Annotated in this window: 14 protein-coding genes; 7 read left to right on the plus strand and 7 right to left on the minus strand. The window is 50.7% G+C overall.

Annotation, left to right across the window (positions count from 1 at the left end; all coding sequences use genetic code 11):
* Positions 1-229 precede the first annotated feature (229 nt).
* The 3 genes from C0081_RS00165 (at position 230) to C0081_RS00175 (ending at position 2,247) form a co-directional block, all read left to right on the plus strand.
* Complete coding sequence (locus C0081_RS00165) at positions 230-1,003, plus strand: NAD kinase (RefSeq protein WP_101531788.1); 774 nt, start codon at positions 230-232, stop codon at positions 1,001-1,003.
* A gap of 158 nt (positions 1,004-1,161) precedes the next feature.
* Positions 1,162-1,665 carry a response regulator transcription factor gene (locus tag C0081_RS00170; RefSeq protein ID WP_101532316.1) on the plus strand — a complete coding sequence of 168 codons (504 nt, stop codon included), beginning with the start codon at positions 1,162-1,164 and terminating at the stop codon, positions 1,663-1,665.
* Between the two features lie 87 nt (positions 1,666-1,752).
* A complete protein-coding gene (locus C0081_RS00175) occupies positions 1,753-2,247 on the plus strand; it encodes an Hpt domain-containing protein (protein WP_101531789.1) in 495 nt (164 codons plus the stop codon).
* 77 nt (positions 2,248-2,324) lie between these two features.
* On the opposite strand, the gene C0081_RS00180 is transcribed toward C0081_RS00175, so the two are convergent.
* Positions 2,325-3,485, minus strand: coding sequence for a DUF2336 domain-containing protein (locus C0081_RS00180; RefSeq protein ID WP_101531790.1), 1,161 nt, complete (start codon positions 3,483-3,485; stop codon positions 2,325-2,327).
* A 215-nt stretch (positions 3,486-3,700) separates the two neighbouring features.
* The gene (locus C0081_RS00185; protein WP_101531791.1) at positions 3,701-4,903 is read right to left on the minus strand and encodes a hypothetical protein; all 1,203 of its coding nucleotides are present in this window, start codon (positions 4,901-4,903) and stop codon (positions 3,701-3,703) included.
* Positions 4,904-5,095: 192 nt separating this feature from the next.
* Here C0081_RS00185 and C0081_RS00190 point away from each other — a divergent pair, with 192 nt between their 5' ends.
* Both C0081_RS00190 and C0081_RS00195 read left to right on the plus strand, forming a co-directional pair.
* On the plus strand, positions 5,096-5,554 hold the full coding sequence (locus tag C0081_RS00190; RefSeq protein WP_101531792.1) for a MaoC family dehydratase: 459 nt from the start codon (positions 5,096-5,098) through the stop codon (positions 5,552-5,554).
* A gap of 50 nt (positions 5,555-5,604) precedes the next feature.
* Complete coding sequence (locus C0081_RS00195) at positions 5,605-6,477, plus strand: HpcH/HpaI aldolase/citrate lyase family protein (RefSeq protein WP_101531793.1); 873 nt, start codon at positions 5,605-5,607, stop codon at positions 6,475-6,477.
* A 134-nt stretch (positions 6,478-6,611) separates the two neighbouring features.
* Here the strand turns inward: C0081_RS00195 and C0081_RS00200 are convergent, their stop codons facing one another.
* Together C0081_RS00200 and C0081_RS00205 are read right to left on the minus strand one after the other, a co-directional pair.
* A complete protein-coding gene (locus C0081_RS00200; protein WP_101531794.1) occupies positions 6,612-7,214 on the minus strand; it encodes a flavin reductase family protein in 603 nt (200 codons plus the stop codon).
* Entirely contained in the window at positions 7,214-7,783 is a 570-nt protein-coding gene (locus tag C0081_RS00205) for a nitroreductase family protein (protein ID WP_101531795.1), read from the minus strand. The genes C0081_RS00200 and C0081_RS00205 overlap by 1 nt, the downstream gene beginning before the upstream one ends.
* Before the next feature lie 248 nt (positions 7,784-8,031).
* On the opposite strand from C0081_RS00205, the gene C0081_RS00210 reads away from it, so the two are divergent.
* The gene (locus C0081_RS00210; RefSeq protein ID WP_146006374.1) at positions 8,032-9,276 is read left to right on the plus strand and encodes a hypothetical protein; all 1,245 of its coding nucleotides are present in this window, start codon (positions 8,032-8,034) and stop codon (positions 9,274-9,276) included.
* Between the two features lie 131 nt (positions 9,277-9,407).
* Here C0081_RS00210 and thrS read toward each other — a convergent pair whose 3' ends face one another.
* From thrS to C0081_RS00225, 3 genes are all read right to left on the minus strand, one after another.
* Positions 9,408-11,363 (minus strand): threonine--tRNA ligase, encoded by a 1,956-nt coding sequence (gene thrS / locus C0081_RS00215; RefSeq protein ID WP_101531797.1) that lies wholly within the window; start codon positions 11,361-11,363, stop codon positions 9,408-9,410.
* A gap of 113 nt (positions 11,364-11,476) precedes the next feature.
* Positions 11,477-11,785, minus strand: a complete 309-nt coding sequence (gene yidD, locus C0081_RS00220) for a membrane protein insertion efficiency factor YidD (protein ID WP_101531798.1) — start codon at positions 11,783-11,785, stop codon at positions 11,477-11,479.
* Positions 11,786-11,809: 24 nt separating this feature from the next.
* Positions 11,810-12,256, minus strand: coding sequence for an iron-sulfur cluster assembly scaffold protein (locus C0081_RS00225; RefSeq protein WP_101531799.1), 447 nt, complete (start codon positions 12,254-12,256; stop codon positions 11,810-11,812).
* A gap of 304 nt (positions 12,257-12,560) precedes the next feature.
* Here C0081_RS00225 and folE point away from each other — a divergent pair, with 304 nt between their 5' ends.
* Positions 12,561-13,268, plus strand: coding sequence for a GTP cyclohydrolase I FolE (folE, locus tag C0081_RS00230; RefSeq protein ID WP_210200349.1), 708 nt, complete (start codon positions 12,561-12,563; stop codon positions 13,266-13,268).
* Positions 13,269-13,270 lie beyond the last annotated feature (2 nt).

The following is a 13,270-nucleotide window of genomic DNA, read 5'->3' on the forward strand; positions in this document are numbered from 1 at the left end:
GCAATCCCAAACAACAGCTCCCCAGAATAAATGACACCCCATAGATCGCCGAAATAGCATAAACGGCAACCCCGGACATCGTTCTGTCTGACAAGGGTTAGCGCGCCTTAGCAGAAACCTTTGCATCCAGCCTAACTTGACCCTCCTCATTGGAATATCCACTTATCCGTGCTACTTCACAACCCGGGCCACAAAAAGTGGCGAGTTCCAAATAAGACGGACAATACAAATGTCACGGCCATTCGAGAATATCGCCTTCATTTCAAGCACAACGGAAGAGACCGTGTTAGTCCGGCAAAAACTGGCTCATCGCTTTGGGTCAGTACCTCCTGATGAGGCCGACGTGATCGTCGCTCTGGGGGGCGATGGCCTCATGTTGCAAACCCTGCATCGCCACATGAACAGCACGATCCCCATATACGGTATGAATTGCGGGTCGATCGGCTTCCTCATGAATGAATATGGCGAAGATGGGTTGATTGAACGCCTGGAAAACGCAGAATTATCCGAGATCCGGCCCCTGCATATGTCCGCCACCACATCTGACGGAAAAATACATGAAGCCCTCGCGATCAACGAGATATCCGTCTTCAGACAGACCGCACAAGCGGCCAAATTGGAGATTCAAATTGACGACAAGGTACGGATGGAAGAATTGATCTGTGACGGAGCTCTAGTGGCAACGCCCACGGGCAGCACCGCCTATAATCTCTCTGCTCACGGCCCAATCCTACCGATTGATTCGCCTCTGCTGGCTCTAACGCCCATCAGCCCGTTTCGACCACGCCACTGGCGCGGTGCATTGCTTGCCAACTCAGCCAAGGTTAAACTGGTTGTCAAAGAACCAAACAAGCGCCCACTCAGTGCAGTCGCGGACCACACAGAAATAAGATCTGTCTTGGAAGTTGAAATCCGCGAGGATACCGAAAACTCTTGCATTATCATGTTCGATCCCGAACACGGTTGGGCGGAACGCATTTTGACTGAACAATTTCGATATTGACGAAAACTACAATTATTCAAATCACAACGCGTTTTATGTAATCACTTATATGAAAGCCTTCCTTAACTGACCTTCATCTATCATAGTCCTTTGTATCGCATGCTTTTGATCTCGCATGAGACCACAAAGCGAGAAAGCCTTGTTTGGGACTAAATGAAGTGATCAACGTCGACCTCTCACAACTGCGTTTCCTAATCATAGAAGACAATACACATATGCGCCGTGTTATTCGAACTTTGATCAATGGTTTTGGAGCAAGGGAAGTCGCAGAGGCAGAAGATGGCGCAGCAGGCTTGGAACTTTTCCAGACCACGGCTCCCGACATCGTCATCACCGATTGGTTCATGCCTATTTTTAGCGGCATCGAACTAACGCGTGCGATGCGTAGTGCGAAAACTTCGATAAATCCGACCGTTCCAATCATTATGTTGACGGGCCATTCGGAAAAGAAAAGAGTATTGGAAGCCCGCGATGTGGGTGTAACGGAATTTCTTTGTAAGCCCATTTCCGCCAAAGCACTCTATGCCCGAGTGGCATCCAGTGTAATCAACCAGCGCCCTTTTATAAAAGCAGCTGCATTTTACGGCCCGGATCGCCGACGGTTTGCAAATCCGTTGTATAAAGGGGCCGAGAGAAGAGCAACGGATTCTTCAGACGATTAAAACCGTCTGGCAATAAGGCAAACTGAAAGCATCTCGTGATTTTAGTTCACAGGGCTAGATCAAGAGAAGCAAGCAGAGGATCAACACATGGCCGACTATGAGATCGTAAAGCCAACAGTCGACTTGCGCAGAAAAGTCAAAGTGTTGCCCGGCAGTAGCGACTTTGATCCTGTTGCCAAGGCAGAACAAGCATTGCAACGGCTGTCTGTCAATTTTGACGGCTGGATGAAAGAGGAAGTCGGCAAGCTGCAAATGGCTTGGGACAATCTGAGTGAGCAAGGTCTGAGCGAAGAAACCCTCAAACGACTTTTCCTCGTCGCCCACGATATCAGAGGACAGGCCCATACTATGAAATATCCAATTGCGGGAGCGATTGCAGGTACGCTCTGCGATCTTATCGAGCAAGTGCCAAATCGAGCCGCTTTGCCCAAGGATATTTTGCAAAAACACGTGCAAGCGATCGCCGCCATTGTCAACGAAGGTGCACGCGAAGAAGACAATGTGCTTGGCAAAACCCTTGCAAAAGAATTGAGCGGCATCTCGGCTGAAATCATCGAGAAAGTCGGCGAGAAACAAGAATAAGAAAAGTCCGCGCGGTCTGTCTCCCCCTGACAACCTCAAGGCGCTCGGTCGACACTAAAACAAGAAGGCATCGCTCTTTAAGCTGCGTCTATTTGCTGTAACTGTAGTTTTGAACACATCTCTCGCGCTTCATCCCGCGCGATTTGCGTTGCAAAGCGCCTTAATAGCGCGTGCAGATCATCCATTTCATCGTCGGCGACGCCATTGTAATCGCTCAGAATCCGATCCACCATCAATCGGGCAAAGCGAGCTCTTGAGGCCGATGGATGAAGATCGGTCGATAAATCCTGATAAGACAACAACGCAGACAGAATAGCCGGAGCCAACCGCTCGGAAAGGCCCGCTTTTCTGCACAAGGCGTTGACCATGCCTTCGCTCGCGTCCGTAACACAGGCACGCACGCGTTTATCACTTAGGCTTGTCAAACTAACCATTGCGGTGACAAACAATTCAACATTGCCCATGCAAAGCCCACGGATCAGAATATCGGCCGTCAATTGCCCTGAAAGACGCAAATGCTCAACCAGAGCAATCAATTCATCGCCGTGAGCACAACAGAAAGCAAGATCCACAGTTGCCTTGTCACAAGCATCTTTGACCAATGAAGTCCTGCGATCGCTGCTCACAAAGGATTGCACCAATGCCAGCTGCTCTAGAGCATCCCCCAACTGCACAATCAATGTTTGTCGAATGTCCACAGGGAGGCCAGACAACGCAAGCATGGCATTGCGCATTTCAGGCTCTTTGCCAAACCGTTCAGCGAGGCGACGCAGGCTAAAAATTGCTATTTGTGCACCAGGATTTTGCAGCATATGACGGCAAGCTTCAGAGCCGGCCACTTCACTCATTGCCGCAGAAAGCGACGCACTGATCGAAGGGCGGGATGCGATAGCAGTCTGAATGGCAATGCTGTTTCCAGCGATCAGATCCACCAACTCCGAATCCAGCAAAACGGGTGAGGAGGCGACTACCGGAATAGCAACAGCTTCAACATCTTGAACCAGCGTCAGAATAACCTGTCTTGGCGCATGCGGTGAAGCAGCAAGAGCATAAGCAAGCGCTTCACGTACAATGGGAGAAGGATCATCAAGCAGGACCGTTAGCGCCGTCTCGGCAGCATCTCGCTCCATCTCCCCAAGAGGGGAATGAAGGTAAGCCCGCGCCAATGCACTGGTCGCTTCTGCACGACGCTCAACAGGGGCGGTCTCTATCCATGAGAGAAACTTCGTTACGATCATGCCGACAAGTCCTTGGCCAAAGGCCGAAACGCAAATACAAACGAAAGACACCACAGTGCCCCACTCGGCCCCATTCTGACCTAGCAACTCTTAACGATCGGTTCACCATAAATGTAAAATGCCTATTGGATCCCAGATGGAACCAATAGGCACAAAGAAAGAGCACAGCCAACCGAAGCCAAGTTGTGGATTTAGCCTCAGAGGCAGGATAACCTTCAGGCTTTTTTCGTTGACCCAAAGACATCGCCATCGAGAAACGCCGTCAGGTCCAATGCACCAAAACGACGCGCCGGCGTTGCAGCATCAGCATTGCCCACCTGCTCTTGACTGTCGCGGGAAGCGGAGGGCTTTGATCTTGGTAAAACACCTTGAAGACTGTCCACATAGACGTCAGCCGTCACGGGCTTACGCCGAGGCAAAGTAATGGACGTATCCTGCGCCTCTTGTGTCGCCTGCGCTTCTAGAGTCGTGTTAAAGACCCGACTGCTATGCGCAATAGCATGGGCAGCCGCGATTGCCGACTGACCATCTTCTCCCGTGACCAATCGAGACGATCGAACCGTCCGGTCCACTGCGTCTGTCGCTGTATAGCCAAGTCCAAAACGGCTGGCCTGTATCTTTTGAGAGGCATTATCTGGCTCAGCAAAGAAAGCATCAACCGAAGTTGCGGTTTCTTTACCGGGTGCCGCTTGAGGTAATCCCGTTACAGATGCTTGAGCATCAATACGGGAAAAGCGATTTTCCTGCATCGACGCTTTTGGCTTGAACCACTCGCCAAGATTAAAGAAGCGGGAAAGGGACTTCTTCTCCTCAGGAACCGTCCCAACTAAATTGTCATAAACATCTTCAACACTCTTGGCCTCTCCGGATTTTTCAAAGAAAATCGAACGGTTAGCCTGCGCTTGCTGCGGAAAAACCTTGTAGGCGTCAAGATCGGGTTTGTTCTCAGCCAACTCTATAAGGCGGCCACTTCCCTGCGCACCAAGAAAATGCGCCGCATACAACTCACCTGACGAAGGAGAACGGTCCAGCCGCTGCTCCAACAGTGTCTCATTTTTGCTCGCAAGGGCACCCGCCAATAATGCCGAGGTTTTGGGGTCTTTGCGCATGTCCAATATTTGTTGTCGATCTTGGGCATCTTGGACATAATATTTATTACCGACCTGCGTAATTTTAGAGGCTTCATTGCTATACCCAAGCTCAGGCCCAGCTTCTTTCATCGTTTCCAACCATGTTTGTTCAACGAATTGAAACAAGCCAGTTGCCGATGACGTAGGGGCCTTCACGCTCGCATTAAAGTCACTTTCTCTTTTTGCGGTGTGCAAAAGAAAATCAAAGTCAGTGCCCGTTGTCCGACTTGCCTCTTCAAAGGCAGTCTGAAATCTCTGGGGCAATTGAAGCGAAACAGAACTGGCCAAGATCTTCTCCAGATCAATCTAACAGGATGATTGTGAGACCATTAACGCACACCCACAGGCACGACAGACTCACATCGGTTAGTATTTGTTAACCAGATTGCCCGCTCTTGGTTAACGAAACCTTAACGAAAGGAGGGGGTAGCGCCACTTAACCCTTTTACGTAAACTGCAAAAACCAGCAAGGAGGATCATATGACTGGATTGTATTTTGAAGAATTCGAGGTGGGTACAATCATCCCCCATCAGCTCCGTCGCACCGTCACAGAGATGGACAATATGCTCTTCTCCAACATGACGCTTAACCCGCAGCCGTTGCACATTGATCGTCATTTTTGCGAGACCGAAACCGAATGGGGGCAACCCTTGATGAACAGCCTCTTCACACTCGGCCTGATGATCGGTATCTCGGTCAATGAAACCACAGTAGGGACGACGATTGCCAATCTGGGAATGACCGATGTTGTGTTTCCTCACCCCTTGTTCCAAGGCGACACCATCCATGTCGAAACTGAAATCAAGGAGAAGCGTGAATCCAAATCGAGACCCACAGCTGGTATCGTATCGTTTGAACATCGGGCCTATAATCAGGATAACAAACTGGTTGCCCAATGCACCCGTCAGGCCTTTATGAAAAAGAAATCTGCAACATAACGACTGAAGCAATTGCCGACCTCGATTATCAAGAAAGAAAAGAGAAAGAGATGCGTTCCTATTTGTTCGTCCCAGGAGACAGTATCAAAAAGCTCGACAAGGCGATCACATCCGGAGCTGATGTTGTCTTGATTGACCTGGAGGATTCGGTTGCTCAATCAAACAAACAATCAGCCAGAGAGACCACCGCCAACTTCCTGCGGGCACACGCTTCAACCCAAGACAGGCCACGTCTTTATGTGCGGGTCAATGCACTGGACACAGAGCTGACCGACGACGACCTACACGCCGTCATTCCGGCAGGACCAGATGGCATCATGTTGCCCAAAAGCATTTCGGGCCACAATGTCACCGCGCTCGACGTCAAGCTTCAAGCCTGCGAAGCCGTTTCTGGACTGCCTCAAGGACAAATAGACATTATCATTGTCGCAACAGAAACCGCCGCATCGATTTTCAATCTGGGCACTTATGCCGACACCAGCCCCCGCTTGGTTGCGATGACGTGGGGCGCCGAAGACCTGTCAGCGGATCTGGGCGCGGAGTCCAACAAGGACGAGCAAGGCAATCTCACCTCACCCTACCGGCTGGTGCGAGACTTGTGTTTGATTGGCGCAACGGCAGCTGGGATACAGCCGGTGGACGCCGTCTATACCAATTATCGTGATCTGGACGGTTTGCGCCATGAAGCAACCAACGCCCGTCGAGACGGCTTCACAGGAAAAATGGCCATCCATCCGGCACAGATACCGGTGATCAATGACGTCTTCACCCCAGACCCAGAGACAGTAGAGCGCGCGCGCAAAATAGTTGAAGCGTTTAAGCAAGCGGGCGATGCGGGTGTGGTTGGATTGGATGGAGAGATGCTAGATCGGCCACATCTAAGACGAGCAGAAATCACTTTAACCAGATGGAAAAATAAATAAATTTCAATCAGTTATACGGACTTACGGAATCAAGAAGCGAACCACTTGAATCAAAATAAAAAGAAACTGAATCACCATGTAAGAATGATGATTCAGTTTCTTAACTTCACTATAAAAACTCGGTCAAAAATATATCAGCTCTCAGGCCTGTTGAGGGTGAACACCTCATTGATCGCAGCATAGTCCATATAGCCTAACCGACCGAGCTGGTTCAGCTGCACGGCATCAAGCATGCCATCATTGACGAACGAATCCTGAATGTGAATACCGATTACTTCAGCCAGAACCATCTCGTTATTGCTGTTGATGCCCTCATACTTATTGAGCGGAATAATCTCTAGCAAACGACATTCCAAGGCCGCAGGGCTTTCCGCAACATAGGAGGCGTCGATCAACTTGCAAGGCGCTTCGGTTATACCGGCAAGCTCAAACTCGTTGACATCGGGCCCCACAGGCATCGAACTTTTGTTCATAGCGTCACGAAGATCGTAATTGACAAGCGAGCAAGCAAACACGCCTGTTGCTTCGATATTGGACACGCTGTCCTTATGGCCATCACTGGAAAACATCACCAATCCAGGGTCAGCAGCGACCGCATTGAAAAAGCTGTAGGGTGCTAGATTGGACACGCCCGATGCGCTTTTACTACTGATCCAGCCAATAGGCCGCGGCGCGATCAAAACCTTAAAAGGATCATGGCGCAATCCATGATCGTTGATGCGAGTATCGTAAAACATCATACCTCCCAATAGGAAACAATATCAGAAAGGTCCGGACGCGGCCTATCTGTTGGGTCTACGGAGGGCGTACCAACATGGATAAATCCAGCGACCCGCTCCCCATCTGTCAAGCCAAGTCGTTTGAGAATTTCGACATCAAAGGCATACCATTCCGTCAACCATTGCGCAGCAAACCCGCAGGCATGGGCAGCATGAACCAAATTCATACACACCGCCCCCACTGACATCACCTGCTCCCATTCAGGCACAGGCGCAGCTCTATTCGGGCTAGACACAACGGCAACCACAAAAGGCGCGCGCAACAGACGCTGCCGTTCGACTTCCAAGCGGGCCTCGGAAACATCGACGCCCAATTCACCAACACGCTCCGCCAATATTTTCCCGAAGGCCTTGCTCGCCTCTTGATCGAACCGAATAAATCGCCAAGGCTCGAGTTTTTTATGATCCGGCACGCGGGCGGCGGCCGTAAGCATCTGCTTTATCTGATCCTCGCTCGGTCCAGGGGCCTGCAAAAAGGCGGCCTGTACGCTGCGTCGGGTCAGTAAATAGTCAAGGATGTCGGACATGAAGAGCTCCAAATAATTCAGGTTTCAAAACCAGAGACTGGCCTCTCCAGCAACAATAAAGTCAGAAACCGCGACACCGAAAACGGGTCCCTTTCCGGGACGTGGCTACAATCGTACATATAGGCGAATTTGCCTTCAAAGCAAACTACGAGAAAAACAGACAATCAATTGACCACTTGCCCAGAAATGACCATGGTTTTTCGATTTGCTAACCAACACGCAAATGCTACACAGAAACAGCCGCGAAGATGAGTCTCACATACGCGCGCCAACCCGTCGCACGACGAGACCAGCCTGTCGCCAATGAGAAACACAAGGAACAACCAGTGACACGCCGAGATCCATTCACACAATCAAGTCATCTGCCCTTCGCTATTGTTTGTCTGATTGTTTTGATGATCGCCGCGATGCTGACGTCCGGCTCAGCTTTGGCGCAGTCGGAAAACACACCTATGAGCCTTGGTGACGTCCTGCAAAAAAGCACTCAGGGCGCGCCCGCTCCTCGCGTTTATCTCAAACTGCCCCAGACCGTCCCGATACCGCGCAACAACCCCGTAAGAACCAACCCGGCTGCGGCAACACAGCCAGCAGGCCCCGGTCAGATCGCACCAAATACAACAACAGGTCAATCGTCTCAAGGCGAACCGGCACGCACAACGGAATCCCCCACCGTTGAACAAGCCGAAACACAAGAGCCAGCACCACCCAAAATTCAACCCGGCGGCATCGCCAAATTGAAGCTAGAAGCTCTGTTGTCAAGCGATGGGCAGGTCTTGCAACGCGGCGTGAACTGGCGCGTTTTTGAAGAAAAAAGAGACAAGAACAGCCGCCTACCCTTGCTCCACAATGTTGATGGCGGATCCATCGATTTGGAATTGGACCCGGGTAGCTACGTCGTTTATGCAGGGTATGGTTACGCCAATCTAACCAAGCGCATCGTTTTGGAAAAAGCGGGCAATTACTCTGAGAGTTTCAATCTTCAGGCCGGTGCCGTGCGCCTCAATGCTGTCGCGACAGGAGACGTCCCGCTTGATGCCAGCATCCTAACCTTTGACATTTACAACCGCGACACAACTGATGGCGACACGCAAAAATTATTGGTACAGAATGTAAAACCCGAGCATGTCGTCAAGCTTACCGAAGGAACCTACCACGTAGTTTCCAGCTATGGCGCATCAAACGCCAAGGTGCGTGGCGATATCGAAATACTGTCGGGCAAGCTGATCAATGTGACAATGATTCACAGTGCAGCAAAGGTAACCTTACGCCTGGTATCGGAACCCGGAGGAGAAGCGCTGGCCAACACCGTTTGGACCGTCTTGACCCCTGGCGGAGACGTGGTCAAACGCGCTATTGGCGCCTTCCCCACCCTTGCCTTGACCGCAGGTGACTATACAGCCATCGCCAAGCAGAATGACGAAGTCTACAACAGAGATTTCTCGGTTGATTCAGGACTTGATCGCGATATCGAAGTCCTTGCCAAAGTGCAGTAGCACATGAACTCTGCATCTGGGCCACCAGAATCATACTCTCAAGCAAGCGAACCAAGAGTCTGATTGGACTCACAAAAAAGGCGACACTTAAAGTGTCGCCTTTTGCCATTTCACTTGAATCAATCTGTGAGTTACTCCGCAGCGTCCGCAGCGACACCATCCCGATCACGTCGCAGATCAGGAGCAATGGCTTCTTCCACCAGAGACGCGATTGCATCATCCAGAGACATCGAAGTCTGCTGTTTGGAGCCAAGACGCCGGATCGAAACAGACTCTTCCTCAGCCTCTCTGTGGCCACAGACCAACAAAGCAGGCACCTTGGCAAGAGAATGTTCACGCACCTTGTAATTGATCTTCTCGTTGCGCAAATCCAACTCAACATTCAGACCCGCAGCCGTCAGCTTATCCCTTACCTTGTAAGCATAGTCATCAGCCTCGGATGTGATGGTTGCCACAACCACTTGCAACGGCGCCAGCCATAGTGGGAAGTGACCCGCATAATGCTCGATCAAAATGCCACAGAAGCGCTCAAGCGAGCCGAACAGTGCACGGTGAATCATCACAGGAGAGACTTTGTCGCCCGCGGTGTCGATATAGAAGGCACCCAGACGGCCCGGCAAGTTGAGATCAACCTGAACCGTACCACATTGCCAATCACGACCGATGGCATCGCGCAACACATATTCGAGTTTTGGACCATAGAAGGCCCCTTCACCCGGATTCAGTGTCCAGTCTTGTCCAGCCGCATTCACTGCCGTTTTCAAGGCATCCTCTGCCGCATCCCAAACAGCATCAGACCCGACGCGTTTTTCGGGACGGTCAGAAAATTTCACACGGATGTCTTCAAAGCCGAAATCATGATAGATCGACATGATCTCTTCATTCATATCGACACAGACTTCTGTGATCTGATCTTCGGCCGAGAAGATATGCGCATCATCCTGCGTAAAGTGCCGCACACGCATCATGCCATGCAAAGCGCCGGAGGGCTCATAGCGATGCACCTTACCAAATTCAGCAATTTTCAAAGGCAGGTCACGATAGGATTTCAGACCATTCTTGAAAATCTGAACATGGCCGGGGCAGTTCATTGGTTTGCAGCAAAAAACACGCTCATCGGGAGTTTGGGTGGTGAACATATTCTCACCGAATTTTTCCCAGTGACCAGATTGCTCCCAAAGCGATTTTTCCATCATGTCGGGGCTGTTGACTTCTTTATAGCCCCAGCTTTTTTGACGGCGACGCATGTAGGCAATCAAGGTCTGGAAAAGTGTCCAGCCTTTTTCGTGCCAGAAAACAGATCCGGGTGCTTCCTCTTGGAAATGGAATAAATCCATCTCACGGCCCAGCTTGCGATGGTCACGTTTTTCAGCTTCTTCCAGACGATGCAAATGTTGTTTGAGATCTTTGTCTGACGCCCATGCCGTACCATAAATACGGCTCAGCATTGCATTGTTGGAATCGCCGCGCCAATAAGCGCCCGCCACTTTCATCAATTTGAAAGCGGACCCGATCTGACCGGTCGAAGTCATGTGTGGCCCACGGCACATATCGAGCCAATCACCTTGGCGATAGATCTTCAGATCCTGATCTTCAGGAATGGCATCGACCAATTCGACCTTGTAGCCTTCGCCCCTGTCGGAAAAATACTTCTTGGCAACTTCACGGCTCCAAACCTCTTTGGTGAAAGGTTTGTTGCGGCCAATGATCTCGGACATCTTCATTTCGATTTGTTCGAGATCTTCTAGCGTAAACGGCTCGTTGCGCGCAAAATCATAGTAGAAACCGTCTTTGATGACGGGCCCGATGGTGACCTGAGTGCCGGGGAACAACTCCTGCACGGCCTCGGCCATCACATGGGCTGCATCGTGGCGGATCAGCTCAAGGGCTGCTTCATCGGTGCGGGTAACGATCTCGATGGCTGCATCTGAATTGATCGGATCGCATAGATCCATCAATTCGCCATTCAGTTTCATGGCGACAGATTTTTTAGCCAAAGATTTGGAAATGCCCGCAGCAACATCCATACCGGTGGTACCAGCATCATATTCGCGTACAGATCCGTCGGGGAAAGTTAGATTGACCATAATAGTCTCCTGCTCAACTCCTGCATACAACGCAGGTAAGCTGTAGGGTGGATACCCTCAATGTTAGTCTTAAAAGCGATCAGTCAAAGAACCCGCAGGGAATGGTAAAACCATCAATCTTCTGACTCCAGCTGGGTCGCTGGATCAATGTGGTCGCCACCCCACAGGCCATAACGCCATGGTTTATACCAGCAAGCGTCCTGAGGCAACCGTTCAGGTACAGGATCAAAGCCACTATAGCCCCATGGATGACAGCGACAAATGCGCGCGATCCCTATCCAGCTGCCAATCCAAAAACCATAACGACGAATTGAACCTTCGGTATAGTGCGAGCAGGTGGGTTGGTAACGGCATTGACGCCCCATAAATGGCGACAGAAAAATCTGATATAACTTGATCAGCCCGATGCCCAGATATTTCATTTTCCACTCCGCCAAGAGAGTATCTCAACCATTGGCACCAGTGCCAGCCGCTTCGATTTGCTCGACTGCATCAACCACAGCTTTGAAGACCAAAAGGGTGGATTCATGACGGGCGGGATAGTCCCGCACAGGTTCGAGATATTTCAAATCACTCCATTTACCCTCAGGCGGCGGCCCGTCGCCGGTTAACATCGCCTGCATTTGATCGCGCAGCTGACGCAACTCATCCCCGTCAGCACCAATAATGAGACGTGCCACCACAGAGGACGCCGCCTGCCCCAGCGCGCAAGCATTGAGCATATGGCCATAATCAGTGACCTTGCCATCCGCCATCACCAGATCCACCTCAATGGTTGAGCCACACAACTTACTGTGGGCTTTGGCTGAAGCCTGAGGATCAACAAGACGCTCAAGGCGCGGAATATTGCCCGCAAATTCTAAAATCTTTTTGTTGTAGATTGCGTCCAACATGACATTTTTTCCCAATTAGCACGATCAACAGCAATCCAAAGCTGGTTTGCCATCCTATAACGCCTATATAGGATGAGAAACAAGGAAGTCCCGAATAATTGTCTCAAAGCAGATAACATTTACATGGAAGCGATCTCTTTATGCGAGAAGAACGCAGGTAAGTGCGATGATTTATCTGCTGACAAAAGTTCAAAAACGTGCATGATGGCGCAACCCAAATCGATCCTATTCTATCGATAGGAATTGATCAGATGAGGTGGTCTGCTGCGATCAAGCCTATCAAAGAAAGGTCAGCGGATCTCAAATGGATATGTTAGTCGATACCAAGACCAGCACGACGCTCTCCCACGAGGGGCAAGGAACCATCTTGAATAACAACAAAACCCCCGAAAATCTGCATCCTTTCCCTGCGGTTGAGAACAAAGACGAGTGGGCCTTGTGTGAACGCCCAAGTCGGGATGAAGCAGAAGCCGCTGTCAGAACCCTTATCAAATGGATCGGCGACAACCCCGATCGTGAAGGATTGCTTGATACGCCCAAACGTGTAGTCAGGGCCTATGAAGACCTTTACCACGGCTACCGCGAGGATCCTTCCGCGCCACTTGCCCGCACCTTCGAAGAGGTGAACGGCTACAAGGATATGGTCCTGTTGCGCGATGTGGAATTTTACTCAGCGTGCGAACACCATATGGTGCCGTTTTTCGGCAAGGCGCACATCGCCTATTATCCAAGAAACGGTGTTGTAGGGCTGTCCAAACTTGCCCGCGTGATTGATACATTTGCACGCCGCCTGCAGACTCAGGAAACGCTTACGTCTCAAATCATGGACGCGATTGAGACAACCCTTGCTCCACGCGGCGTTGCCTTGCTGATTGAAGCTGAACATATGTGTATGTCAATGCGCGGCGTTCAGAAAAAAGGCGTCTCCACCGTGACCAGCAGCTTCACGGGTGTTTTTGAAAACGACATAGAAAAGCAGAATCGCTTTATGACGTTGGTCGGAGAACGCTAACC

This window comes from Cohaesibacter celericrescens, assembly GCF_002866925.1.
GTDB lineage: Bacteria > Pseudomonadota > Alphaproteobacteria > Rhizobiales > Cohaesibacteraceae > Cohaesibacter > Cohaesibacter celericrescens.